The organism is Sporosarcina sp. Marseille-Q4063 (assembly GCF_018309085.1).
In the GTDB taxonomy this organism is placed as follows: domain Bacteria; phylum Bacillota; class Bacilli; order Bacillales_A; family Planococcaceae; genus Sporosarcina.
In genome coordinates this window covers 1251112-1275786 of sequence record NZ_CP070502.1, presented here as the reverse complement: position 1 = coordinate 1275786, position 24675 = coordinate 1251112, and the positions used below count along the sequence as shown (strand labels likewise).

Sequence of the window (24675 nt, the reverse complement as noted above, 5' to 3'; positions counted from 1 at the left end):
AAGGACGTGATTTCGATCGTTAATTTCAAAGACTTAAATGGCGCACAGGTCGACCTGACATTCGGAGAAAATCGTTTCGGAATGGAAGCTCGACATGTGCTCGTTGTATTAAAATTTAAAGGGAAATGGTTACTTACCCGACATTCTGACCGAGGAATTGAATTTCCAGGTGGTAAGGCGGAAGTTGGGGAAACGATTGAAGAGGCTGCAATTCGTGAAACAATTGAAGAAACGGGCGTGACCATATCGAATCTTGTGAAGTTTGCGGAATATGTCGTTCAAAGCAATGTGACATTTTGCAAAGCAGTATTTACAGCGGATATTGTACATATCGAAGAAAATCCTGTTCTTCATGAAACTGAAGGTGTTGTTTGGATGACGGATAGCGAATTGACTGATTGTGTCGAGTTAAGTTTTCATATGAAAGACGAAGGAATGTCTGCAATTCGAAAGTGGGTGGAAGCGTATGAGAAGCGATGGAATGGTTGGAAGTAGGCGACTTTATCCTTCTCCGAATCCACATGTGCGGCTTGAGGAAGTTGTTTATTGGTCGGATGGGTTGAAGGTGAAAGGCCTGCTTGCTGAACCGATTGCTGATGGACAATATGAAGGAATTATTTACTTGCGGGGCGGCATTCAACATGTGGGGATGGTACGGCCTGCGCGCATGGCGCAGTTGGCTTCGAATGGATTTGTTGTGTTTGCGCCTTACTATCGTGGAAATCGCGGCGGGGAAGGGCGCGATGAATTTGCGGGAGATGATCGCCTCGATGCGGTGAATGCTGTTGACGTTTTGAAACAGCAGCCGAAGACAATCGCAGATCGCATTCATTTAATGGCGTTTTCGCGCGGCGGAATCATGGCGCTTTGGACAGCGATTCTTCGGGAAGATATTACTTCGATGGTGACGTGGGCAGGTGTGTCTGATGTTGTGTTTACATATCATGAACGTGTAGATTTAAGGCGAATGATGAGGCGTGTGATCGGCGGAACGCCTAATAATAATCCGGATGCTTATCGTGAGAGGACTGCTTTGTTTCGAATTAATGAACTAGATGCGAGTGTTCTGATTATACATGGTAAGCTTGATGAACATGTTTCTGTTGAGCAAGCAAGGCTATTGGAAAATGCGCTTCGTGAACATAGTAAAGACTATGAAACTTGGTATTTTCCGGAGTATACACATTATATACCACCTGTGAAAAATGCCGAGATTGTTCGGGAACTTTGTGATTGGATGAGGAGACAGGGGAAATAAATCGAGACGTTTGGGGCGACGCTTTCCCGCGGAGCACGGGCGTGTTTTGCTAGGTGAATAGTCCCGACTTGCAAGCAAAATCATTTAAGTGCAAGCAAATGGTCGATTAGTGCAAGGAAACCCGTCCGGTGTGCAAGCAAACTAGGCTGAAGTGCAAGCAAACTCCATCAGGGTGCAAGCAAAGTTGTGACTAACACTATTGGCTCCTATTAAAAAAGTAGATGAGGGATAATCTCCTCATCTACTTTTATATTATGTTATTATGCTGTCGGTCCGCCTTTTAGGATGATTTCTTCTGAGACGGTGCCGAATTTTTTGAAGTTTTTACGGAATAGATCTGCTAATTCATTTGCTTTTTTATCATAGGCAGTTTTATCGGCCCAGGCATTACGTGGATTTAGGATTTCAGACGGAACGCCGTCGATTGTTTTTGGCATATTTAGACCAAATACGCTGTTTTCTTCAGTTTCGACGTCATTCAGCTTCCCTGCGAGTGCCGCCCGCACCATTGCTCGCGTGTATTTCAATTCCATGCGATTTCCAACGCCGTATTCTCCGCCAGTCCAACCGGTGTTTACTAGGAATACTTGTGCGCCGTGCTCGTCGATTTTCTTTCCGAGCATTTCCGCATAAACAGTCGCATGTAATGGAAGGAACGGTGAGCCGAAACAAGTTGAGAATGTTGCTTCTGGTGATGTGACGCCGCGCTCAGTTCCTGCAAGTTTCGATGTAAAACCGCTAAGGAAATGATACATCGCTTGTTCTTTCGTTAATTTTGAAATTGGCGGCAATACACCAAATGCATCAGCTGTCAGGAATACAATCGTTTTTGGATGTCCTGCGACAGATGGTGTAACAATATTATCAATGTTATGGATCGGATAAGCTGCTCGTGTATTTTCCGTTAACGAACCATCGTCGTAATCAGGAATACGCGTATCTGGATCAATGACCACGTTTTCTAAAACGGAACCAAAACGAATTGCGCCGAAAATTTCAGGCTCTTTTTCCGCTGATAAATTAATGCATTTCGCATAGCAGCCGCCTTCAATATTAAAGACGCCATCATCAGACCAACCGTGTTCATCGTCACCAATAAGTTTACGGTTCGCATCCGCGGAAAGTGTCGTTTTCCCTGTACCTGAAAGTCCGAAGAACAACGCGACATCGCCGTCTTCACCAACGTTAGCAGAACAATGCATCGGCATGATACCGTTTTCCGGAAGCAAGTAGTTCATGATAGAGAAAATAGATTTTTTCATTTCACCGGCATATTCAGTACCGCCGATTAGGATGATACGCTTTTCCATATTAACGATAATGAAAGTTTCAGAATCAGTTCCATCGATGTCAGGGTCTGCTTTAAATGTAGGCGCCGAGACAATCGTAAATTGTGCGTCATGCATTTCAAGTTCTTCTTTAGTCGGGCGAATGAATAATTGGTGGACAAACAAGTTATGCCACGCATATTCATTCACGACCTGGATAGAAAGCCGTGTTGCATGATCCGCACCGGCAAATCCTTTGAAAACGAATAGTTCATCTTTTAATTGTAAATAGGAAATTACTTTTTCATATAATGCATCGAAAATCTCCGCAGAGATCGGACGGTTTACAGCTCCCCAATCGATTTTATCTTTTGAAGAAGCTTCTTCAACGATATACTTATCCTTGGGCGAACGACCCGTATATTTTCCTGTCTGCGCCGTTACTGCACCATCTGCAGTTAGTAGAGCCTCACCGCGTGAAGTAGCTTTTTCAACAAGTTGTGGAACTGAAAGTTGAATATTCACGTTGCTGCCAGATAGAAGATTCCTAAGCTCGTTACCAATTTTCGCTGAAATCATAGATTTGTCCCGTCCTTTTTAAGTTAGTCCCATGATTAAGGGTGGTTTGTCATCACATTCATCAATTAGTATAACACATTTAAAATAATAAACTATACTACTTAGAAGTGCAACTATAATTTATAAAGAAATTTGACTTATATGGTACAGTTTCGTAAAATGTACTATTGAACGGATACTCTTATCCCGAGCTGGTGGAGGGGCAGTCCCTATGAAACCCGGCAACCTGTATGAACCTATGATGTTCATGCAAAGGTGCTAAACCTGATGCAAGGTGAAATTCCTTGGATGATAAGAGTGAAGGGTGCTTTGAAATTACGCCTTTCCTCATGTTTTAACGTGAGTGAAGGGCTTTTTTAAATATGTTTACCCTTTATCCTCGTGTGCAAAGCTCGTAATGGTGATTAAAACCATTCCCCTGTATGAATTGGGGCTTGACATGGGAAAATGAGTACCGTATCAATCTCGCAGGATATAAGGAGGAAATTAAATGACAAACCGCCGTCTGTTTACGTCAGAATCAGTGACAGAGGGACATCCGGACAAAATGTGCGATCAGATTTCTGATGCCATTCTGGATGCGATTTTAGCAGAAGATCCAAATGCGCGTGTCGCATGTGAAACGACCATCACAACAGGACTTGTTCTTGTTGCTGGTGAAATTACAACGACGACATACGTTGATATTCCAAAAGTGGTTCGAGAGACAGTAAAAGAAATAGGTTATACGCGTGCGAAATTTGGCTTTGATTGGGAAACATCTGCAGTTTTGACTGCGATTGACGAACAATCGGCAGATATCGCAGCTGGTGTAGACCAAGCACTTGAGGACCGTGGAGGTTCAATGTCCGATGAAGATATCGAGTCAATCGGTGCCGGAGATCAAGGGCTAATGTTCGGATATGCTTGCAATGAAACGCCAGAACTCATGCCACTTCCGATTAGTATGTCACATAAGCTTTCAAAAGAGCTGGCAAAGGTGCGAAAAGAAGAAATTCTTCCATATTTGCGTCCAGATGGGAAGACGCAAGTTACTGTTGAATATGATGAAGACAATAAACCTTTACGAATTGACACAATCGTTATCTCGACTCAACATGATCCAGAAGTAACGCTTGAAGAAATTCAGCGAGATATTAAAAAATACGTGATTGAGCCGGTTGTGCCAGCAGAATTAATTGATGAAGATACAAAGTACTTCATCAATCCAACAGGTCGTTTTGTTATTGGCGGTCCACAAGGGGACGCGGGACTGACAGGGCGTAAAATTATTGTCGATACATACGGCGGATATGCGCGTCACGGCGGGGGAGCGTTTTCTGGGAAAGATCCGACAAAAGTAGACCGTTCAGCTTCTTATGCAGCACGTTATGTTGCGAAAAACATCGTTGCAGCGGGTCTTGCTGAAAGTTGCGAAGTCCAACTTGCTTATGCGATTGGTGTTGCACAGCCAGTATCGATTTCGATTAATACATTCGGAACGAACATGGTAGAAGAGAGCAAGCTCGTCGAAGTTGTTCGTGAGTTATTCGACCTTCGTCCAGCAGGCATTATTAAAATGCTCGACCTTCGTCGTCCGATTTACAAACAAACAGCTGCTTATGGTCACTTTGGCCGTACAGATATTGATCTTTCGTGGGAGCAAACGGATAAAGCAGAAGTTTTGAAAGAACTAGCTAATAAATAAAAAGCGTTAGAAGAGAAATTTCTCTTCCAACGCTTTTTATTTTGATCTTTATGACATATGATTAATTAAAAAGTGTTATTGGAAGGGGAAAGAGTATGATGAGCATTATAGGATTGATGGGGATTGTCGGGTTATTAGCTTTCATTGTTATAATTGGTTTGGTTATTTTTTTAACGGTGAAAAAATAAGAGCGACCGCAGAAGGGTCGCTTTTATTTCGGCTCGTAAAATTCATTGGTTTTACTTCGATTTCTAGTTTTTCAACCCCCGCCATTACCTCGCTTTTATTACGTAATAAACGACTATTCCTTATTTCTGCAAACTCTTATAATACTGTCCCTTTTCCGCGTACTCCCTGACGACGCGTTCCATATCTATTCGGTCTTCGTCATTTAATTCACGGACGATTTTTGCTGGGGAGCCGAGTGCTAGCATATTTGGAGGAATCTTTTTTCCTGGCGGCACTAAACTGCCGGCTCCGATGAATGCGCCTTCGCCGATTTCGGCTCCGTCTAAAATAATGGAACCCATGCCAATCAGTGCGCCTTTTCTTATTGTGCAACTATGTAGTGTTACTTGATGTCCTATTGTTACTTCGTCTTCGATAACAAGCGGAAACTTTGGACTTTGATGAAGGCAACTTAAATCTTGGATGCTTACTTTTTTTCCGATGATAACGGGTGATACGTCACCGCGAATCACAGTGTTAAACCATACGCTTGTTTCAGCGCCGATTGTCACATCGCCTGTAATTGTCGCGTAATCTGCGATGAAAACCGATGGATCGATATTTGGTGTTTTATCTTTATATGGGTAAATCAAATATTTTCTCCTCTTTTCCTTCTGTAGTGTATAATCATCATAACAAAGAACATGGTTTTATTGAGAAATATTGGGGAAAATTAAGAGAGTACAACATAAAAGGGGGATTTGTCCATGTGGAAATGGGAAGCAGAAGGTCAGCCGAAAGCCGTTGTTGCAATCGTGCACGGTGCATACGAACATCATAATCGTTATGCTTGGCTTATTCAAAAGCTGCGAAATAGTAATTTTCATGTTGTCATGGGCGATTTACCAGGACACGGAGCGCAAACTGGTCGTAATGTTCACGATGAAAAGTTTGCTACATACACTGAGTACGTCAAAGAGCTTCTGAAAATCGGAATTGTCGATGGACTTCCGTTATTCATCATGGGCCATGGTCTTGGTGCTACGCTTGTTATGCGTGTTTTGCAAACGGAAGATATCATATGCGCGGGCGTTATTTTAAGTTCCCCGTGGTTGCAACTTGAGCATCAACCATCGAAATATGCAGGTGTGCTTACGAAGCTGTCATCTTCTATGAAAATCAATCATAATATTAATGTTGAACTACTAACAAGGAATTATGATTTTTATATTGAAGCACGCGATGATAAAAATTATAGCTCGGTAGTAACCGCAGGATGGTATAAAGAGTTGCAAAGTTATATGAAGACGGTTAATCAGCATGAAGGATCAATCCGAAATGTGCCAGTCTTGTTTCATACAGGCGGCCATGACAAAATCACTGACATCACTGCGTCGAAAAATTGGCTTTTGAAACAGCAGCTAACAGAAATACAATATAAAGAGTGGCCGAAATTATACCATGATGTTTACCAAGAGCCGGAGCAAGAGGAAGTGTTTTTATACACCGAATCATTCATGCATAGTGCTTTACGGTCATTAGGTTATATCGTCTGAAAAAAAGGTGGAGATAAAATGAGTGAAGCGGGCAAAAAAGAACTTTTTTCATGGGTGAAATCGGCAGGCATTGCACTTATCCTTGTTATCCTAATCCGCCAATTTCTTTTTACACCTGTTATTGTATCCGGTGAATCGATGGAACCGACATTTGAAAATGATAATATGATTGTCATTTCGAAAATCCATTCGATTGACCGTTTTGATATGGTTGTGTTTCATTCGCCGTATGCCGATGATAATCTCATCAAACGAGTGATTGGACTGCCTGGTGATCATGTCGTCATGGATAAAGATAATTTGTATATAAATGACCAAAAACATCAGGAAGACTATCTTGCGGCACATAAAGAAAAGGTTTTTATCGGTGAACGATTAACGGAGGATTTCGAAGTTGTGGTTCCTAAGGGGAAGATATTTGTACTTGGAGATAATCGACGGTTTAGTAAAGATAGTCGGGAGCTTGGGTTCATCGATGAAAAATTAATCGTTGGCAAAGTGGCTTTTCGGTTTTATCCTATAACGGATATTGGCATTCCAAAATAATCGGATTGATGATTATTGGTTATTCATTGGAGTCGATTGGGTATACTTTCACTAGATGCAATTATGTGAAGGAGTGATGGTCTTGTCGAATGAAGGAAAAAAACCACAGCCTAAAGATAGCTTAGATGTCCTGAAAAACACGAAATTGAAAGGCGAAGAATTTTCTCACGAAGAACGAATGACGAATGAAGTCGCTTCGACGGAGTATATGGGCGGCGGAAAAAAACGTGGTTCATTGAAAGAGGATCGACTGGAATCTGGTGGATTTTAAATAACGATTGCCCATTGCATAGAGGCTATGCGATGGGCTTTTTTTGCTTGCAGGAAACTAAAAGCTTATGGACTGTGGATATCTTCTAACATAGAGATTTCACGTCTAGCTCCAGGTGCCAGCCCCTCGGGTCATAAGCAATCCAGCTATGTGGCAAAGGACGCCACGTCGCCGGATTGCTTATGCCTGTCGGGGCTAAACGGGCGCCTTGCGCTTTTGTTCATTTAAAAAAGAACAAGCTAGGGGGAGCTTGTTCTTTTTAGTATTAGAACATTGGGAATATGAATTTGATCAAGAACCAAAGGAATCCGAAAAAGATAATGATGTACGCAGCATATTTAATGAAGGTAGCGCCGACAAGGCTATTGTCGGTTTTTTCTTCTCGTTTAACTTCGATATTCTTTTTTTCTTCCATGTAAAACCTCTCCTCAATGTCTACTACTCATTTTATACCCCATTCATTAATCACCTAAACACATAAATTTCATTTGTTATCAAATATGAAAGTAGGGTATGGAAGAAGAGAGGCAATTCGACAGGAAACTTATGAAACTCATAGTAAGCGAGTCTAGTATGTTTCCTTTTCGCGTTGCAAGTTTGAAAATGGAGGGAATTGTATGTATGAAATTGTAAATGACTTTCCAAATGAATTATTTAACACGGATTTGAAACCATGTATTTCATTGTACCAACCGACATTTCGCCACGGACCTGAAACTCAGCAAAACACAATCCGATTTTCCAATCTAGTGAAAGAAATCGAAGAATCATTGAACCAAAAGTATTCGAAAAAAGAAGTGGAATCTTTATTGAAACCATTTGAAACACTATTGATGGACAAACCATTTTGGGAACATGCTGGTGATGGAGTGGCGGTTTTTGCTAACAGTGAGAAATGTATCGTTTACCGACTTCAACGTTCTGTGAAGGAATTCGCCGTTGTTGCAGATAGCTTCCATATCAAACTGCTTATTCGAGTATTTCAATCCGATGACCGTTATCACTTATTAGGATTAAATCGAAAAGAATTTGCGTTATTTGAGGGGAGTCGCTATGGATTTGAAGAGGTTGAATTAGATCCTGAGCTTCCACTTACAATTGAAGATGCGTTGGGAGACGAGTTAACGGAATCTTACCTAAGTGCCGGGGCAGTTAGCGGGTCTGGCGGTCAAGCGATGTTTCATGGCCACGGTAGTAAAAAAGATGAAATCGATAAGGATATTGAACGTTTCTTTAGATCCGTAGATCGAACTGTTTTAGAACATTATTCAAAACCAATGAACTTGCCGCTTTTCTTAGTCGCATTGGACGAGTATCATACACCGTTCCAACGCGTCAGTCATAATCCAATGTTGGAAAAGGAAGGCATTAAAGTTGCTTACGATGCTTTATCTATTAAACAGTTAGTAGATGGTGCATGGAAAAAAATTGAGCCTCAGTTATTGGCCAAGACAAAAAAACTAGTTGATGAATTTGAAAACGCACGTGCAAATGATAAAGGCTCTGATGACATTGCCCAGATTGTTCGCGCGGCGACAGAAAATCGGATTAGTAAAATTCTGATTGAAGCGGATCGAATCATACCCGGCGGCATGGACATGGAAACTGGCGATTTAATAGATGGAAAGATTGGGAATCCTGAAGTTGATGATGTTCTTGATGATCTAGCGGAAATGGTATTTAACAATAGTGGCGAGGTTGTCGTTTTACCAAAAGAGCGAATGCCTTCGACTACTGGAGCTGCCGCGGTATACAGGTATTAATCACAAACAATGGTCGGATTCTCATGGGTATGGGAATTCGATCTTTTTAATTGTGGATATCCGTAGATATGCAGCATATTTGAAAATCGGATACTTAAAATGACGAATGTTGTCGCTATCACTAACAATGTCGTCGCTATCACAAATAATGTCATCGCAAACCATCATAATGTCGTCGCTATCACTCAAAATGTCGTCCTAACCCAGTAATGCATGAGCAAATTGGACACCCAATTCACGAATCGACTCTAAATCTTCATCTTCTTCGGGATAAAGTTCTACTTTCACTGTATGTTCGAGTACAGTGGCGTTTGTCTTTTTAAATTGCTCTTGAAATAAATTCACGGCATTACAAAAATACGAATATGACCTATCCCCAGACCCAAAAACACCGACGATTTTATCGGTTAGGTCAACATGATCCAAATCGTCATGAAAATCTTCTATCTCATATGGTAAATTTCCATCATCATACGTATACGTTCCGACTAGAATGCCGTCAAAATCCTGGAGATCATCCACCTCAATATTTTCATAACCAATATCCTTCGTGGTGATATCGAATCGCCCGTCATCCAATTGCGTTTTTAACAGGTAAGCGATTTGTTCCGTGTTTCCCGTCAAGCTTGTATGCAGGATCAGTATTTTTTTCATCTTATCCACTCCTCATCGAAAGGATTCCTTTCTTTTAGTATAAGTAGAAAAGCATTAAAAATCCTTGATGCCCATCAAGAATGAAAAAACTTACTGTCTCTACATTCAGCTCGCGATATGGTAAATTAGAAACATCGTAAGTTGAAGGAGTTACATTCATGACTGATTTTTTTGAACGAAAAAAGATTGAGCTTGGCATTGAATTAAACGACATACAAAAGAAAGCAGTGTTGCAAACAGAAGGGCCGACACTTCTTTTGGCATGTCCTGGTTCAGGAAAAACAACGACCATAATTATGCGGATCGGGTATTTGATTGAAGAAAAAAATGTGGATCCGAGGCGCATTAAAGCCATCACATTTAGTCGCGCGTCTGCGGCGGATATGACGGAGCGTTTTGCGCGATTTTTCCCACAAAGTAAACGAGTCGATTTCTCGACCATTCATAGCCTCGCGTTACAAATTACGCGTACTTATTTAGATAAGCGAAAAGTGACATACGAACTCATTGAAGGCAACAGGGAATCGCGTACTGTCAATAAATTATTTTTACTGAAGAATATTTATAAGGAAGTGTTGAAAGAAGAGTGTACGGATGATCAATTTTCTTCACTTTCTACATATATTAGTTCCTTGAAGAATCGTATGATTCCAATGGATAAATGGGCCGAGTTAAAGGGACCTGTTGAAAAAGCGGGCGTCATTGCCCAGAAGTATGAAGCGTTTAAGTCAAAACAACCGGGACAGCTATTCTTGGATTTTGACGATATGTTGGTCGTTGCGGAAGAGGCGCTTCGTCTTGATGATGAACTTGCTGCAAAGTTTCGAAATAAATACGATTATGTGCTAACGGATGAAAGCCAGGATACCTCGCTCGTCCAACACCAGATTGTTGAGCATCTTGTAGCGCATCACGGAAATCTTTGTGTTGTGGCGGACGATGATCAATCGATTTATACGTGGCGGGGCGCTGATCCAGATTATTTGCTGGAATTTAAAAAGGTCTATCCAGATGCACAAGTCTTGATGATGGAACGAAATTATCGTTCGACGAAAGAAATCGTGGAGACATCGGCGAAATTTATTAAACGAAACAAGAATCGTTATCCGAAAGAAATGCATACTGAAAATCCTTCTGCAAGACCGATTTCGGTGAAACAATTGGATGATCCGAAACGGCAACTTGAGTACGTTACGTACGAACTATTGGGAGAAAAGGACCTAAGCGATGTCGCGATTTTATTTCGAAACAATTCATCGTCAACGATGTTCGTGAGTGAACTACATCGGAGAGGGATTCCTTTTTATATGAAAGATGCGGATGATCGGTTTTTTGCGCACTGGATTGTAGAGGATATATTGAATTTCATGCGCTTAAGTTTCAACACAGATAGAAAAGATATTTTTTCGAAAATCATCTTGAAAATGAATTTGTATGTTTCACGGAGTATGGTGACGAAATTTGAAAATAGCAAAACGACTGGGAATGTGTTTGACGCGTTTATTCGAAGTGTAGATTTAAGGAACAATCAAATAAAAAAACTCGAAGACTATAAAAAGGGTTATCAAGTAATCCCTGAGATGCGTCCAATGCGTGTCATCCAACTGATTCGCAATGACCTTGGATATGAAGCTGCACTGAAAAGTAGGGCGGAAAAGTTCGGTTTCAGGTTCGATAGTCTTTTAAGCATTCTGGATACGCTTGAAGGAATCGCAGCGCCTCTTCGAACGATGGTGGATTTCGCGAACCAATTAAAAGAACTGGAAACCGCTGTACAAAATGCGAAATTCAATCCGCCTGAAAATGCGGTGACGTTATCTACATTTCATAGTTCCAAGGGGCTTGAATTTAGACGCGTGTTTATGATCGATTTGGTGAAAGGCATTATCCCTTCGGAGGATGACGAGGGCAGCGATGCCACTATGGAAGAGGCGAGAAGGCTTTTTTATGTCGGCATGACGCGGGCAAAAGAACGCCTTGAACTTCTAACTTACCGAGAAGATAATGGAAAATCTGAAGAAGATTCTCGGTTTTTGTATGAAGTACGAAGATTATTGCTAAAGCCGAAAGAATTGACCGACGATACGACCTCGGTTCAAGTGTCGAATAAAATCAATGTCAAAGTTCCGGTTAACCCGAACGGCATTCAAACGAGTAAAGAACTTGCGGTCGGTATGCGTGTCAAACATCGGGTGTTTGGATTCGGAGAAATTAATGACCTGAAAGATCAGGAAATATCAATCCAATTTAAGAAAATGGAAAGGCGATTTGATTTGGAAACGATTTTGTCGCTTGGACTTCTTGAAAAGGTAGCGCTATGAAGACGTATCTTTGGATCGGACTTGGGGGAGCACTCGGTGCATTAACGCGAACGGGGATTGGGGAGTTGATTTCGCATGAAAGTGGATTTCCGATTGCTACGTTTTTGGTTAATATGATTGGCACATTTTTATTGTGTTTTTTAGGTTCAGGCGTTTTACGGAAGATTAGCGTTGCTAAACATATTCAAGATGCGATGACTACGGGTTTTTTAGGTTCATTCACGACGTTTTCAGCATTGAGTATGGAGACTGTTTTGCTTTTTGAAACGGGACAGTCTGTCATGGGCGTTCTGTATGTAGGACTGAGCATTGTTGGTGGAATCATTGTTGGGTTGCTTGGATTTCAATGCAGTCAGAAGAAGGTGGCAGTATGAGCTTTCTTGAACTACTGGCGATTGGATTTGGCGGATTTCTAGGTGCTGTCATTCGATATTTTATTGCCACGAAGATGAATGAATTTGGGCGTTTTCCTTTTGGGACAATTCTTGTGAATTTGGCAGGTTCTTTGCTGATCGGGATTGTATTCGGTGCTGATTTGTCTAGAATTTGGACGTTGTTCTTGGCTTCTGGTTTGGCGGGGGCGTTGACGACGTTTTCTACTTTGAATAAAGAGGTTATCGAATTATGGCAGGGCGGCAAACGTATGAAAACGATGTATTATGTTCTTATTACTTTTTCCGGTGGGATTAGTTTAGCAATGCTTGGTTATTATTTAAGTTCCAATTAATCATAAATCGTTATTCATTTACATAAAAACTAGAGACATATAACTGAAGGATGATGGACCTGAGCCAAATTTGGTTTCTTGGATTTATAGCTACTTTTTTCGGAGTGGGAATTGGTGGCATCCTTTCGTATTTTATAAATGGCTTCAAGAAAAGTATGGGAACGATTTACGCTGTTTGTGCCGGGCTAATTTTGGGCTTAGTGAGTTTTGGGATTGCGCCGGAAGCGATTGCTTTGGGGAATTGGATTGTCTTGGCAAGTGGGTTTATCGCTGGTGTTTTTTTATTTAAGTTGATTCATGCGATGCTGGCGGTTCGAATGTATAAGCGTCCAGATTTGCAGAGCGGTTTGCTGTTAACCATTATTATTTCGTTTCATAATTTCCCGATTGGTGTAATTCTAGGCGCGAACGAAGAATCGGATTTAGGTACATCTTTACTTCCAACACTTGTCCTCCATAATATCCCCGAGGGCATGATCTTATTTACGATATTATTTATAGCCGGATTCCGGTTACTTCCGTTACTGCTTCTTTCATTTATGGTTGCAGTACCTGTCGCTATTGGGGCAATCGTTGGCGAAATGATTGGCGCGCAAAACACCAATGTATGGGCGTTCTTAATGAGTTTGACTGTGGGAACGATTTTTATGGTGACGGTGAAAGAAATACTGCCGGAATCGGTAAAACATTCTTCTAATTCGTATAGTATCTTTGTCGCCATGATTTCTTTTCTCTTGATTGGTGCCTATCTGCTTTATTTATAAAAAGCCTTATGAGTTTCACCTTTATTGGGTGAAGTTCATAAAGGCTTTTTTTCTTTAATCAATCAAAAAGCACTTGAATTTCTCAATTGTGACCAATCGAGATAATAGTTTTGTCACAATAGGATTAAGACATAATTCTGCCAAACTTCGGACAAAAAATCGGCACTGATTAGTCAATGCTTTGGCATATTAACTTCATAGATAGTGCATATAAACAATGTACACTTAGATATGTGTTGAAAAACATCGATTATTTATTATTGGAAAATACTATTGTCAGCAATGTTTAAAAGGAGTGAATGCGACATGGATCCTCTTATATTAGCAAGAATTCAATTTGCTTCAACAACATTATTTCATTACCTATTCGTCCCGATGTCGATTGGTCTGGCATTGACCATTGCGATTATGCAAACAATTTATTATCGGACGGGCGATGAAAAGTATAAAAAGTTAACAAAGTTTTTTGGGACGTTGTTTCTCATCAATTTCGCGGTCGGTGTAGTGACCGGAATCTTACAGGAATTTCAATTCGGCATGAACTGGTCAACGTATTCTCGATTTGTTGGAGACGTCTTCGGTCCATCACTAGCGATTGAAGGGTTGCTCGCTTTCTTCATGGAGTCAACATTCATCGGGTTATGGGTGTTCGGATGGAATCGATTACCGAAGCGAATTCATTTACTATCGATTTGGCTCGTTCTTTTCGGAACGGTTCTATCTGCGTTTTGGATTTTAACGGCAAATTCATTCATGCATCATCCGGTCGGATTTGAATATTTTGAAGGCCGCGCACAAATGAATGATTTCTTTGCATTATTAACGAACCCGCAATTATGGGTGCAATTCCCGCATGTTTTATTTTCAGCATTTGCAACGGGCGCTTTTTTCGTAGCAGGTGTAAGTGCGTGGAAAATTCGCAAGAAACAACAAGTTGATATGTTCAAAAAGTCTTTTCGAATTTCAATTATTATCGCGACATTATCGACGGTTGTCGTTCTGTTAGTCGGTCATCAACAAGCACTTCATTTAATGACAGCGCAACCTATGAAAATGGCGGCTGCGGAAGCGTTATGGGAAGACAGCCCGGACCCGGCGCCTTTCACAGTCGTCGCTAAAATAAATCCTGAGGAAAAAACGACGACAAATGAAATACAAATTCCGTATATGTTAAGTATTTTGTCGTTCAATAAATTTAGCGGACAAGTTAATGGAATGAATACGCTTCAAGAATATTATGAAGAAAAATACGGACCTGGAAACTACATTCCGCCAGTTCGAACAGTTTTTTGGAGTTTCCGAACAATGGTCTTCACGGGTACTATCATGGTTCTTCTTGGATTATACGGTTGGTATTTATCGCGTAAAAACAAACTTGAACAAAATTCATTGTTTATGAAAGTCATGGTTTTCGCAATTTCATTGCCATTTATCGCAAACTCGGTCGGTTGGCTAATGACGGAAATGGGGCGTCAGCCGTGGGTCGTCTTCGGCGTGATGAAAACAGAAGATGCTGTATCTCCAAATGTAACTGCGGGACAAGTGTTATTTTCACTTATTTCATTTTCAACATTGTATGCGATTTTGGCTGGCGTAGCGATTTATTTATTCGTCCGGACAATCAAGAAAGATGCGAGTCTAGAAGAAGCCGCTCAAGTTGATTCGGTTGATCCATTCGATAAGGAGGATGTCGATATTGGTACTAAGTGAGTTATGGTTTTTACTGATCGCTTTTATGTTCACATTATTCTTCGTCTTAGAAGGATTCGATTTTGGCGTTGGAACAGTTGCGAAATTTCTGGGGCGAGATGATTACGAAAAGCGTGTTTATTTAAATTCGATCGGCCCATTTTGGGATGCCAATGAAGTGTGGTTGATCTCAGCGGGAGCTGCGATGTTTGCGGCTTTTCCGCATTGGTATGCAACGCTTTTTAGCGGGTTTTATATTGCATTCGTCTTTATGTTACTCGCGTTAATTTTACGAGGGGTTGCTTTCGAGTTTAGAGGAAAGGTAGATAACCCTGTATGGAAAAAAGTGTGGGATGGAGCGCTGTTTTTCGGAAGTGTTGTTCCGCCATTCCTTTGGGGTGTGGCATTGACGAATTTCATGACAGGCGTTCCGATTGATGAAAATAAAGAAATGCTTGGTGGATTTCTACAGTTGCTCCATCCCTTTGCTTTACTAGGCGGGGTGATGTTTACGCTTCTTTGTATCGTACATGGGCTGCAATTCCTTATGCTTCGTACAGAAGGAGAGTTGCAACAGCGTGCGCGTGTGGCATCGTCTAAATTTGCACCTGCCGCATTAATTTCTTTACTTGTTTTTGCGGCAATTGGATTTTGGAAAACAGATATTTTCACAGCACACGGAACCGGTTGGATCGTACTTCCTGTTTTAGCTTGGGGTGCGCTACTTCTTTCAGGTATTTTTAATAAACAACAAAGAGACGGTTTGTCATTTTTAATGACGACAATCACAATCATTGCATTAACCGCGAGTGTATTTATTGGACTGTTCCCGCGCGTCATGATTAGTACGCTTGGCGCAGCGAATGATTTAACAGTTTATAATGCGTCATCTGGTGACTATTCTCTGAAAGTGATGAGCTATATATCGTTAACGCTTATACCATTCGTTTTAGCTTACCAAGGATGGAGCTATTACGTGTTTCGTGAACGCCTAAAAGGGAAGGACCAGTTGGAATACTGATGGAGAGAAAAAAAGGACTTCCATCCTGTCCTGGCAGCCGTTCACTTTACGTGTTGTTGACGATATTAACTGTAGTCGAAGCGGGCGCAATCATTCTTCAAGCAATCTTTCTTGCGCGGAGCGTTACGTATTTATTTCAAGGGGCGTCTGTTTCTGCAATCGGACAAGATCTATTATTGTTTATGTTGTTTTTCGCGTTGCGTCACGTTTTCTCGCATATTCAACAACTGCTTGCGGAACGATTTGCAGTTCGAACGACGATGGCTTTGCGTGAACAACTGACCAGCGCATATTTTAAGCTCGGCCCGCGATTTGCGCAAGTCAACGGGACAGGTAGACTTGTCACATTGGCAATAGAAGGGATTGACCAAATAAAAACTTACCTGGAAATAACCATACCGCGGATGATTCAAACATTTATTGTCCCGGCGGTTTTAGCCATTTATGTATTTACCCTCGATAAAACCTCATCCATCATCTTGATTGCGACAGTACCAATTATTATCATATTCATGATTTTACTCGGAATGGCCGCACAGAAAACGGCGGATGCCCAGTACGAGACGTACCGGATTTTATCAAATCATTTTATCGATACGTTAAAAGGATTAGAAACGTTAACCTATTTAGGAAAGAGCGAGGCGCATGAAGGGAAAATCGCGCGTGTCAGTAAACGATACCGAAAAGCGACGATGAAAACGTTACGCATTGCATTTTTATCATCGTTTGCGCTCGATTTCTTTACGAGCTTGTCCATCGCTTTTGTCGCTGTCAGTCTTGGTTTTCGTTTAATTGATGGAACGGTGATGCTATTGCCTGCTTTAACGATACTCGTTTTAGCACCAGAATATTTTTTGCCGATCCGACAAGTCGGAACAGATTATCATGCGACGTTGGATGGACAAATTGCATTGGAACAAGTCGAGGAGATTATTAAAGAACAAAAGGAAACAGCGCAACCGGCTATTCAATCTACTATTGAATGGGAACCGACAACTAAAATCGGCTTTCATGAATTAACCGTAAATCGAGACGACGAGGAAACTGAACCGATTTTAAATGGACTTCAATTTTCATGGGAAGGAAATGGCGTCATTGGGATTGTCGGAGAATCAGGTGCTGGAAAATCAACATTCATCGATATCATTGCAGGTTTCTTGCAACCTACTAGTGGAATGATTGAAGTGAATGGTGAAGGAACAACTTCACTCATGCGGTATGACTGGACCTCACAAATTGCTTATATCCCGCAACATCCCTATATTTTCCCGACTTCCATAATAGAAAATATTCGATTTTATGAACCAGATGCAACAGATGAGGATGTCAAACGAGTTATTGATGAGGTCGGTCTCGACGCGCTTATCTCTCAGTTGCCTCGTAAATTGGATGAACAAATCGGTGAAGGCGGGCGGCCATTAAGCGGCGGGCAAGAACAACGAATTGCAATGGCGCGCGCATTATTAAGCAAGCGTCCGATAATTATTCTTGATGAACCGACGGCACATCTTGATATCGAAACGGAATATGAACTTAAACAATCGATGCTCCGTCTTTTTGAAGGCAAGCTTGTCTTTCTAGCGACTCATCGTGTTCATTGGATGAAAGAAATGGATCATATTATTGTACTGAAAGATGGATGTCTCGTTGCTAGCGGTACGCATGAAGAATTAATCAAACAGGAACACTCGTATAAAGAACTAATCAGACATAATACGGGGAGGGGAGAAGCGCTGTGAATACTTGGATTAGACCTTATGTGAAAGAGCATAAAGGACGCATGTTGCTTACAGTATTTCTTGGTGTTCTCGGCATTGGATCGAGTGCAATGTTGTTATTTCTATCGGGCTATTTAATCTCGAGATCAGCGCTTCGTCCCGAAAATATTATGATTGTGTACGTTCCCATCGTCGCGGTTCGCGCGTTCAGTATTAGTCAGGCAGTCATGCGTTACTTAGAGCGTTTGGTCGGCCATGATGTCATTTTACGAATGTTGGAGAAAATGCGCACGCGGCTTTACAGCGCATTACGGCCGCAGGCTATATTTTTCCAATCGCGCTATAAAACAGGCGACCTATTAAGCGTGTTGTCGGATGATATTGAACATCTGCAAGACTTTTATTTACGAACTGTGTTTCCGAGCGTAATATCGCTCTTTGTTTACGGCGTATTCATCGGCGTACTCGGTTTATTTGATTGGGTTTTCGCTATTCTGATGGCGCTTGTGTTAGCTGTCATCGTGTTTTTCATTCCTTTTATTTCATTGAAAATGACGCGTCGTAAATTTATCGCATTAAAAAAGGGACGCAACAAATTATATGAACAATTAACAGATGCTGTTTTCGGTTTATCCGATTGGATTGCGAGCGGGCGAGTCGCATCGTTTTTAACAAATTATAAAAATGAAGAACATAACGTGCTAGACATTGAAAAGAAACTGAAACGCTGGGAACATATCCGAAGCGGGATGATTCAATTCTGTATCGGAATCGCTGTCATGATGATGATCAGTTGGACTGGAAATCAAACGAATACAGGACAGCTGGAGCCGACTATGATCGCGGCATTTACATTAATGATGTTGGCCATCACGGACGCAATATCACCTACTTCTGAAGCCGTCGAACGACTCCCTGCCTATGAAGATTCTTTACGGCGGTTAATAGAAATTGAAAATGCGAAAGTTCCGGCCGGTGCGCAATTTGAAAGAAAGCAAGATTTGAAGTGTGATAGTGGAGCTGCAATTGAACTCGAAAATGTATCCTATCAATATCCTTCAAGCAGCGAAAACGTCATTCATAATCTTTCACTCACAGTAGATGCAGGAAAGAAAATTGCGATTTTAGGTCGAAGTGGAACGGGAAAATCAACATTATTAAAACTATTAACCGGAGCACTCCAGCCTACGACAGGAAACGTGTTAATCGCGGGCGAACAAGCAAATCAAAACTTGCTTGCGAAATCGATTTCGATATTAAATCAAAAATCACATCTGTTTAATACGACGGTTGGAAATAATATTCGGATTGGACGACCTGATGCAACTGAAAAAGAAATCGCATCAGTCGTGAATCAAGCTCAATTAGGAAAGTTAATCGCTTCTATTCCTTTGGGACTTCAAACTTCTATGGAAGAAATGGGGCATCGGTTTTCAGGTGGTGAGCGACAACGGATTGCTTTTGCACGCGTCCTTTTACAACAAACACCCATTGTAATCTTCGATGAACCAACGATTGGTCTTGATCCGAAAACAGAAAACGACCTTCTGCAAACGATGTTCACCGCAGCAAAAGACAAAACAGTCATTTGGGTGACGCATCATTTAGCTGGGGTTGAGCAGATGGATGAAATTATCTTTTTAGAAGAGGGGAATATTGCCCTGCAAGGAAATCATGAAGAGTTGCTTGCCACATCTTCAAAATACCGTGCTTTGTATGAAATGGATAAAGGCATTTAAAAACGAGTGATAAATGAGTAGAGAAGAATTGAACTTAATTCTTCTTTAGTAGTACCTCTCATTTATCACTCATTTTTTTTACCTGAAAATAAAGAAGTGTGCGATAATCACGATGATTGGTAGTGTAATAATTGTACGTTGGATGAAAATAACGAATAAATCTAAGAAACTGACTGGAATATTTGAACGCAATATTAAAATTCCAATCTCAGACATGTATACGAGTTGCGTTAATGATAAAGCTGCAACAATGAACTTTGTTAATTCGCTTTCAAGTCCGCTCCCAATCACCGCAGGCAAGAACATGTCTGCAAAACCGACGAGCATAGTAGGCGCTGCGTCCGCAGCTTCAGGAATGCGCATCCATTCAAGAAGTGGCACAATCGGGTAAGACATGATTTGGAAAACGGGCGTGAATTCGGCAAGAATGAGTGCGATAGCCCCTAGGCTCATGACGAGCGGGATAAGCCCGAGCCAAATGTCTAGCACGGTTTCAACGCCGTCTTGTATCAATCTTTTTGGACTTTTTCCTTTGTTTGCTGTTTCAAGCGCTTGTTGCCAACCCCATTGAAAAGCAGAAACGCCTTCTGGAATGGTTTCATCGATTTGTTGTCCGACAGGTTCGTAATAGGTATCCGCCTTACGCGATAACGGCGGAATGCGCGGCATAATAATAGCTGCTACGATACTAGCGACAGTTACTGTCAAATAAAAGGGAATGAATAAATGACCGATCCCGATTACTTGCGCAATGACAAGAGAGAAGGCGACAGATGCGATTGAAAAGGTTGTTGCAATAACAGCTGCTTCACGTTTCGTGTAGTAACCTTGGTCATATTGTTTCATCGTTACTAAAACGCCAACTGTTCCTGCGCCCATCCATGACGCCATCGTATCAATCGATGAGCGACCAGGCAGCGTGAATAATGGACGCATGACTTTTTGCAGCAATGAGCCGACGAATTCCATTAATCCGAATTCCACGAGAAGCGGCAATAAGATTCCTGCAAATAAAAACCATGTAAGGAGGACGGGCGCTAAATCATAGAGCACAACACCGCCAGTATTTCTGGAGGAAATAAATTCTGGTCCGATATTGTAAAAAGCCATGACTCCTACTAGAAATCCAATAAGACGCATCGTAATTCCGAAAGGACCTGTGTAAAAAACAGATTTGAAAAATGGTTGATCCATAATGAATTTAGGCTTTAATACAACTGCGTATAAAGTGAAGAAAACCGTTACACCCAACATAATGACTAGAAACGCGGGTATTTGATTTTCAAATGTTGTAAGCAGAGATGATGCAAGTACGCCGATTCCGATTGTGATTTCCCCATCAACTTTAATCGGTACGAGAAATATTAACACCCCGAGCAATGATGGAATAATAAACTTCCATACATTTAAGCTTTTGACCTTTACTGTTTCTTGCCCCTTTACTGTCGTCATCCAATTTCCCCCTTAGTTTTTATATTTCTGCAAAACGTCTTCAAGAATGTCTAATCCGTCATCAATTTGGCTTCTTGAAACTGTCAATGGTGGAATCATACGGATCACTTCCCCAGAGTTTCCGCATAAATAGAAGAGCACGCCACCTTCAAGACAACCATCCAAGACATCCATTACAGCTTGTCCGTCAGGTTCGCCAGTTTCAGGATTTCCGAGTTCTATGCCGATCATGAGGCCGACGCCACGTACTTCTCGAATGATTGAATACTTTTTTTGCAGATTGCGTAAGCGGTCCATTGCATATTCGCCCATGTCATTAGCATTTTGTAGTAAATTTTCTTCTTTCATCACTTCAAGTGAAGCGAGTGCCGCAGAACAGGCAATTGGGTTTCCGCCGAAAGTTGTTCCGTGCGAACCGAGCGGCCATTGGTCCATTAATTCTTTGGAAGCAATGGTTGCGCTTAATGGAAGCCCAGCCGCGATTCCTTTTGCCACTGCCATAATATCCGGCTTCACATCAAAGGTTTGAGCCGCGAACCAATTGCCTGTCCGTCCAAACCCGGTTTGCACTTCATCGAAAATGAGTAAAATTCCGTGACGGTCGCAAATCTCGCGAATCTTTTTCAACCAGGCTTTCGGAGGAATAATATAGCCGCCTTCACCGAGAACAGGTTCGATAATCATGCATGCAACTTCTTCCGGCGATACTTGATGATTGAAAAGTTTTTTAACGTCGCGCTCCAATTTTTCGGGAAAGAAAACTTCAGGATCTGCGCCCTCAGGTAAATCTTCGGGTAAGGCATAAGGCAATTGATAAGCGAGCCACGACGGTTGTAAATGTTTTCGATAAGCACTTTTTGAAGTGGTGACACTCAAGGCGCCAATCGATCGACCGTGAAAACAGCCAGTAAACGACACGACATAAGGACGTTTCGTCGTATATTTCGCGAGTTTCAGCGCACCTTCAATCGCTTCAGTTCCACTATTGGCAAAAAAGAAGTTATCTAGTTTAGGCGGCAATATTTTTTGCAGTTCAGCTGCTAATTTTAAAATTGATTCATAGATAATCACGCCTGAAGGACCGTGTATGAGATGATCAGCGCTATCTTTAATTGCTTGAACAACTTTCGGATGGCGATGACCGACATTTTCTACCGCGATACCAGATGTGAAATCTAAATATTTCTTTCCATCGACACCGTAGTAATAACATCCCTCGGCTTTCACGACGGGCAAGTTCGGATGATCTTTTGCCATGCTCGGTGCTAAGTAATTTCCGATATGATCAACCATGTGAACCCAGTCATTTTTTACTTCTATTTGATTTGTCATTGATAAATCCCCCTTAATTTTCTTCCCCGTATTTTTGTAGTTTTCGGACGACAGTGGGTTGGCTAATGCCTAGATATTTTGCGATTTCTGTCGTTGTTCGATAACGTTCTTGTGCATTGATTAAGACTTCTTTTTCAACTTGCTCTAAAATTATTGGAAGAGAGCTGCCCTCTAAATTCACGTTGTACCGTCCAAACTCTGTAGGCAGTCTGTATTCAATTGGCAAATCTTCCATTGTAATGATAGTGGACGTACTTTGAACAACAAGTCGTTCAATTACATTCAACAGTTCGTGATGATTGTCGAGCCAATTTAAATCCAGTAAATGATTGTAAACATCGTCTCGAAATGAACACACCTTCTTATGTTTCAATGAAAATTGCTGTAAATAAATCGGTATTAAATAGCTTAGATCTTGCTTTCGCTCACGAAGCGGCTTTAATTCAATCGGAACAATATGAAGTAGGTAAAATAAGTCTTTTTGAAATGAAGGCAGTTCATTCAATTGAACTTCCGATGAACTAATGACACGAACATCAAGTGGCATCTTCTCAGTCGAATATAGAGGCGAATACTTTTTCTCTTGAAGAACCCGAGCAAGAATCGCTTGCAGATGCGGTTCGAGTTTGTCAATGCCTTTTAAGAAAAGCGTTCCATTGTGGGCGAGTGATAACAAGCCGATTTTTTCATTATCCGTGCCTAGTAATTTCTGTTCAAATAAAGCTTCTGGTATCGTCTCGCAATCGACAATGATGAAAGAACCGTCGCTTCGAGCGCTTTCATTATGGATGTTTTTTGCTAGTGTCGTCTTTCCAGTACCGTGTTCACCGTAAATGACGACGGAAACATCGAGTGGTGAAGCTTTTTTAGCGCTTTCATACGCTCGACGTGTTGAACGATTCTCAACAACTAACCCATCGATTTTCAAGCTTTTCTTCCTTAATAAGATGAGTTCCTCCTTCGCCATCTTCATCTCATGTTTCAATTCTTTTAAATAATCCTGAATAATGAGCAACTCAGAAACTTCGTAAGAATAACTAATGACATATTCGATTTCATTCGATTCATTAAAGATTGGAATCCCCGTAATAAGTACTTTTTGATCCGCGGGTGTGGTCTGAACAAGGACAACTTTCTTTTGTTTTTTGAGCACAAGCGGTGTAATCGCTGGGGAAAATATACCTTCATTTTCTAACTCATAAACAGACCTGCCAAGTAGTTGAATAGGATTAATATCATAATGTTTCCCGCTGATTTTTGAAGCTTTTACGATGATACCTTGGTGATTCGTAACGATAATGTCTTCTTCTGTTGTATCGATAATTTCTTGTTCAGAATTTGGGTGCAAATAAAAACCGCTCATACATTCACCTTCCTTCTCAATTAAGCAGATTAATTCAAGAATGAATTATTATTCTAGTTTGAATAAACTATACGTTACTGAATACTAGAATGCAATAAGGATTTTAAACTATTCTTAAAATTAAAATGATAGGATAGTTTATATATAATTGTCTATAGACCTGTTAATATAAAGGTTATAATTTACATGATAAAAAGGATGAAACATATGACAAACAACGGACAACGTCAAGGGACCACAAAGTGGAAAGGGTGGTCAGGTTTCGCCACAATTATCGCACTTATAGTAGCTGCACTATTTATGTATTTCTCACTTGATGAAGAGCCAGATATAGATAGGACTGGTTTTATTCCAGTTGAGCTAGTAAGGACGATTGACGGGGACACGATAAAAATTAGATATGATGGCAAAGAACAAAATTTGCGTTATTTATTAATCGATACGCCGGAATTAAACCACAAACAGCAAGGAAAACAGCCATTCGCGGAAGAATCGGCAAAACGGAATGACGAACTGCTAAAGAGTGGGAAACTTGAAATTGAATTTGATATTGGGGGGCGTGAGGACAAGTACGGACGGCTCCTTGCGTATGTGTACATAGACGGGGAGAGTGTTCAACAGAAACTCGTCGAGGAAGGTTTAGCACGGGTTGCTTACATTTATCCACCGAACACAAAACACCTAGATCCATATAAAGATGCAGAAAAGAAAGCGCAACAAGCAGGAATTGGCATTTGGTCGATTGAAGATTATGTGACGAATCGCGGGTTTAATAATTAAGTAGTTGAATTTTGGACAG

At 41.1% G+C, this 24675-nt stretch carries 24 protein-coding genes and 1 riboswitch; of the genes, 16 read left to right on the top strand and 8 right to left on the bottom strand.

From position 1 onward, the window contains the following. Nucleotides 1-6 precede the first annotated feature (6 nt). Nucleotides 7-495: an NUDIX domain-containing protein gene (locus tag JSQ81_RS06525; RefSeq protein ID WP_249336661.1), complete on the top strand. Its 489-nt coding sequence runs from the start codon at nt 7-9 to the stop codon at nt 493-495. Beyond that, the gene (locus tag JSQ81_RS06520) at nt 467-1258 is read left to right on the top strand and encodes an alpha/beta hydrolase family protein (RefSeq protein ID WP_212606892.1); all 792 of its coding nucleotides are present in this window, start codon (nt 467-469) and stop codon (nt 1256-1258) included. Before JSQ81_RS06525 ends, JSQ81_RS06520 begins: the two co-directional genes overlap by 29 nt. 260 nt (nt 1259-1518) lie before the next feature. Here JSQ81_RS06520 and pckA read toward each other — a convergent pair whose 3' ends face one another. Next, the gene (pckA, locus tag JSQ81_RS06515; RefSeq protein ID WP_212606891.1) at nt 1519-3105 is read right to left on the bottom strand and encodes a phosphoenolpyruvate carboxykinase (ATP); all 1587 of its coding nucleotides are present in this window, start codon (nt 3103-3105) and stop codon (nt 1519-1521) included. A 178-nt stretch (nt 3106-3283) separates the two neighbouring features. Continuing rightward, a riboswitch (SAM riboswitch) is annotated at nt 3284-3403 on the top strand. A gap of 192 nt (nt 3404-3595) precedes the next feature. Between pckA and metK the strand changes: the two genes are divergently transcribed. After that, nucleotides 3596-4792 (top strand): methionine adenosyltransferase, encoded by a 1197-nt coding sequence (gene metK, locus JSQ81_RS06510; RefSeq protein ID WP_212606890.1) that lies wholly within the window; start codon nt 3596-3598, stop codon nt 4790-4792. 308 nt (nt 4793-5100) lie between these two features. On the opposite strand, the gene JSQ81_RS06505 is transcribed toward metK, so the two are convergent. Further along, nucleotides 5101-5613: a gamma carbonic anhydrase gene (locus JSQ81_RS06505; protein WP_212606889.1), complete on the bottom strand. Its 513-nt coding sequence runs from the start codon at nt 5611-5613 to the stop codon at nt 5101-5103. A 114-nt stretch (nt 5614-5727) separates the two neighbouring features. Here JSQ81_RS06505 and JSQ81_RS06500 point away from each other — a divergent pair, with 114 nt between their 5' ends. From JSQ81_RS06500 to JSQ81_RS06490, 3 genes are all read left to right on the top strand, one after another. Beyond that, nucleotides 5728-6516 carry an alpha/beta hydrolase gene (locus tag JSQ81_RS06500; RefSeq protein WP_212606888.1) on the top strand — a complete coding sequence of 263 codons (789 nt, stop codon included), beginning with the start codon at nt 5728-5730 and terminating at the stop codon, nt 6514-6516. A gap of 18 nt (nt 6517-6534) precedes the next feature. Beyond that, on the top strand, nt 6535-7062 hold the full coding sequence (gene lepB / locus JSQ81_RS06495; protein ID WP_212606887.1) for a signal peptidase I: 528 nt from the start codon (nt 6535-6537) through the stop codon (nt 7060-7062). Between the two features lie 82 nt (nt 7063-7144). Then, nucleotides 7145-7333, top strand: coding sequence for a hypothetical protein (locus JSQ81_RS06490; RefSeq protein ID WP_212606886.1), 189 nt, complete (start codon nt 7145-7147; stop codon nt 7331-7333). Nucleotides 7334-7598: 265 nt separating this feature from the next. Here the strand turns inward: JSQ81_RS06490 and JSQ81_RS06485 are convergent, their stop codons facing one another. Continuing rightward, entirely contained in the window at nt 7599-7748 is a 150-nt protein-coding gene (locus tag JSQ81_RS06485; RefSeq protein ID WP_172371858.1) for a hypothetical protein, read from the bottom strand. 202 nt (nt 7749-7950) lie between these two features. Here JSQ81_RS06485 and JSQ81_RS06480 point away from each other — a divergent pair, with 202 nt between their 5' ends. After that, nucleotides 7951-9096, top strand: a complete 1146-nt coding sequence (locus JSQ81_RS06480; RefSeq protein WP_212606885.1) for a baeRF3 domain-containing protein — start codon at nt 7951-7953, stop codon at nt 9094-9096. On the opposite strand, the gene JSQ81_RS06475 is transcribed toward JSQ81_RS06480, so the two are convergent. After that, on the bottom strand, nt 9093-9251 hold the full coding sequence (locus JSQ81_RS06475; RefSeq protein ID WP_212606884.1) for a hypothetical protein: 159 nt from the start codon (nt 9249-9251) through the stop codon (nt 9093-9095). The genes JSQ81_RS06480 and JSQ81_RS06475 overlap by 4 nt on opposite strands. 43 nt (nt 9252-9294) lie before the next feature. Beyond that, nucleotides 9295-9750 (bottom strand): flavodoxin, encoded by a 456-nt coding sequence (locus JSQ81_RS06470; RefSeq protein ID WP_212606883.1) that lies wholly within the window; start codon nt 9748-9750, stop codon nt 9295-9297. 158 nt (nt 9751-9908) lie between these two features. Between JSQ81_RS06470 and JSQ81_RS06465 the strand changes: the two genes are divergently transcribed. The 8 genes from JSQ81_RS06465 (at nt 9909) to cydC (ending at nt 19729) form a co-directional block, all read left to right on the top strand. Beyond that, complete coding sequence (locus JSQ81_RS06465) at nt 9909-12071, top strand: ATP-dependent helicase (protein WP_212606882.1); 2163 nt, start codon at nt 9909-9911, stop codon at nt 12069-12071. Next, the gene (locus tag JSQ81_RS06460) at nt 12068-12445 is read left to right on the top strand and encodes a fluoride efflux transporter FluC (protein WP_212606881.1); all 378 of its coding nucleotides are present in this window, start codon (nt 12068-12070) and stop codon (nt 12443-12445) included. The genes JSQ81_RS06465 and JSQ81_RS06460 overlap by 4 nt, the downstream gene beginning before the upstream one ends. After that, on the top strand, nt 12442-12798 hold the full coding sequence (locus JSQ81_RS06455) for a fluoride efflux transporter FluC (protein WP_212606880.1): 357 nt from the start codon (nt 12442-12444) through the stop codon (nt 12796-12798). The genes JSQ81_RS06460 and JSQ81_RS06455 overlap by 4 nt, the downstream gene beginning before the upstream one ends. A gap of 53 nt (nt 12799-12851) precedes the next feature. Further along, nucleotides 12852-13562 carry a ZIP family metal transporter gene (locus JSQ81_RS06450; protein ID WP_249336660.1) on the top strand — a complete coding sequence of 237 codons (711 nt, stop codon included), beginning with the start codon at nt 12852-12854 and terminating at the stop codon, nt 13560-13562. 306 nt (nt 13563-13868) lie between these two features. Continuing rightward, nucleotides 13869-15272, top strand: a complete 1404-nt coding sequence (locus JSQ81_RS06445) for a cytochrome ubiquinol oxidase subunit I (protein WP_212606879.1) — start codon at nt 13869-13871, stop codon at nt 15270-15272. Then, complete coding sequence (gene cydB, locus JSQ81_RS06440) at nt 15256-16272, top strand: cytochrome d ubiquinol oxidase subunit II (protein ID WP_212607574.1); 1017 nt, start codon at nt 15256-15258, stop codon at nt 16270-16272. Before JSQ81_RS06445 ends, cydB begins: the two co-directional genes overlap by 17 nt. Further along, entirely contained in the window at nt 16272-18011 is a 1740-nt protein-coding gene (cydD, locus tag JSQ81_RS06435; protein ID WP_212606878.1) for a thiol reductant ABC exporter subunit CydD, read from the top strand. The genes cydB and cydD overlap by 1 nt, the downstream gene beginning before the upstream one ends. Beyond that, nucleotides 18008-19729: a thiol reductant ABC exporter subunit CydC gene (gene cydC, locus JSQ81_RS06430; protein WP_212606877.1), complete on the top strand. Its 1722-nt coding sequence runs from the start codon at nt 18008-18010 to the stop codon at nt 19727-19729. The genes cydD and cydC overlap by 4 nt, the downstream gene beginning before the upstream one ends. Nucleotides 19730-19807: 78 nt before the next feature. On the opposite strand, the gene JSQ81_RS06425 is transcribed toward cydC, so the two are convergent. The 3 genes from JSQ81_RS06425 to JSQ81_RS06415 are packed head-to-tail and all read right to left on the bottom strand — an operon-like array spanning nt 19808 to nt 23876. Then, a complete protein-coding gene (locus JSQ81_RS06425; RefSeq protein WP_212606876.1) occupies nt 19808-21181 on the bottom strand; it encodes a YjiH family protein in 1374 nt (457 codons plus the stop codon). A 12-nt stretch (nt 21182-21193) separates the two neighbouring features. Then, nucleotides 21194-22513: an aspartate aminotransferase family protein gene (locus JSQ81_RS06420; RefSeq protein WP_212606875.1), complete on the bottom strand. Its 1320-nt coding sequence runs from the start codon at nt 22511-22513 to the stop codon at nt 21194-21196. Between the two features lie 13 nt (nt 22514-22526). After that, complete coding sequence (locus JSQ81_RS06415; protein WP_212606874.1) at nt 22527-23876, bottom strand: sigma 54-interacting transcriptional regulator; 1350 nt, start codon at nt 23874-23876, stop codon at nt 22527-22529. Between the two features lie 207 nt (nt 23877-24083). Between JSQ81_RS06415 and JSQ81_RS06410 the strand changes: the two genes are divergently transcribed. Further along, nucleotides 24084-24656 carry a thermonuclease family protein gene (locus JSQ81_RS06410; RefSeq protein ID WP_249336659.1) on the top strand — a complete coding sequence of 191 codons (573 nt, stop codon included), beginning with the start codon at nt 24084-24086 and terminating at the stop codon, nt 24654-24656. The last annotated feature ends 19 nt before the right edge of the window (nt 24657-24675 follow it).

What these genes read in the sequence shown, in the direction of transcription:
- JSQ81_RS06520 (WP_212606892.1), top strand. Translation starts at nt 467, where the DNA reads ATGAGAAGCGATGGAATGGTTGGAAGTAGGCGACTTTATCCTTCTCCG.
- cydD (WP_212606878.1), top strand. Translation starts at nt 16,272, where the DNA reads ATGGAGAGAAAAAAAGGACTTCCATCCTGTCCTGGCAGCCGTTCACTT.
- metK (WP_212606890.1), top strand. Translation starts at nt 3,596, where the DNA reads ATGACAAACCGCCGTCTGTTTACGTCAGAATCAGTGACAGAGGGACAT.
- JSQ81_RS06415 (WP_212606874.1), bottom strand. Translation starts at nt 23,876, where the DNA reads ATGAGCGGTTTTTATTTGCACCCAAATTCTGAACAAGAAATTATCGAT.
- JSQ81_RS06455 (WP_212606880.1), top strand. Translation starts at nt 12,442, where the DNA reads ATGAGCTTTCTTGAACTACTGGCGATTGGATTTGGCGGATTTCTAGGT.
- JSQ81_RS06500 (WP_212606888.1), top strand. Translation starts at nt 5,728, where the DNA reads ATGTGGAAATGGGAAGCAGAAGGTCAGCCGAAAGCCGTTGTTGCAATC.
- pckA (WP_212606891.1), bottom strand. Translation starts at nt 3,105, where the DNA reads ATGATTTCAGCGAAAATTGGTAACGAGCTTAGGAATCTTCTATCTGGC.
- JSQ81_RS06475 (WP_212606884.1), bottom strand. Translation starts at nt 9,251, where the DNA reads ATGACATTATTTGTGATAGCGACGACATTGTTAGTGATAGCGACAACA.
- JSQ81_RS06460 (WP_212606881.1), top strand. Translation starts at nt 12,068, where the DNA reads ATGAAGACGTATCTTTGGATCGGACTTGGGGGAGCACTCGGTGCATTA.
- JSQ81_RS06465 (WP_212606882.1), top strand. Translation starts at nt 9,909, where the DNA reads ATGACTGATTTTTTTGAACGAAAAAAGATTGAGCTTGGCATTGAATTA.
- JSQ81_RS06420 (WP_212606875.1), bottom strand. Translation starts at nt 22,513, where the DNA reads ATGACAAATCAAATAGAAGTAAAAAATGACTGGGTTCACATGGTTGAT.
- JSQ81_RS06470 (WP_212606883.1), bottom strand. Translation starts at nt 9,750, where the DNA reads ATGAAAAAAATACTGATCCTGCATACAAGCTTGACGGGAAACACGGAA.
- JSQ81_RS06410 (WP_249336659.1), top strand. Translation starts at nt 24,084, where the DNA reads ATGACAAACAACGGACAACGTCAAGGGACCACAAAGTGGAAAGGGTGG.
- JSQ81_RS06445 (WP_212606879.1), top strand. Translation starts at nt 13,869, where the DNA reads ATGGATCCTCTTATATTAGCAAGAATTCAATTTGCTTCAACAACATTA.
- lepB (WP_212606887.1), top strand. Translation starts at nt 6,535, where the DNA reads ATGAGTGAAGCGGGCAAAAAAGAACTTTTTTCATGGGTGAAATCGGCA.
- JSQ81_RS06480 (WP_212606885.1), top strand. Translation starts at nt 7,951, where the DNA reads ATGTATGAAATTGTAAATGACTTTCCAAATGAATTATTTAACACGGAT.
- JSQ81_RS06425 (WP_212606876.1), bottom strand. Translation starts at nt 21,181, where the DNA reads ATGACGACAGTAAAGGGGCAAGAAACAGTAAAGGTCAAAAGCTTAAAT.
- JSQ81_RS06485 (WP_172371858.1), bottom strand. Translation starts at nt 7,748, where the DNA reads ATGGAAGAAAAAAAGAATATCGAAGTTAAACGAGAAGAAAAAACCGAC.
- JSQ81_RS06450 (WP_249336660.1), top strand. Translation starts at nt 12,852, where the DNA reads ATGGACCTGAGCCAAATTTGGTTTCTTGGATTTATAGCTACTTTTTTC.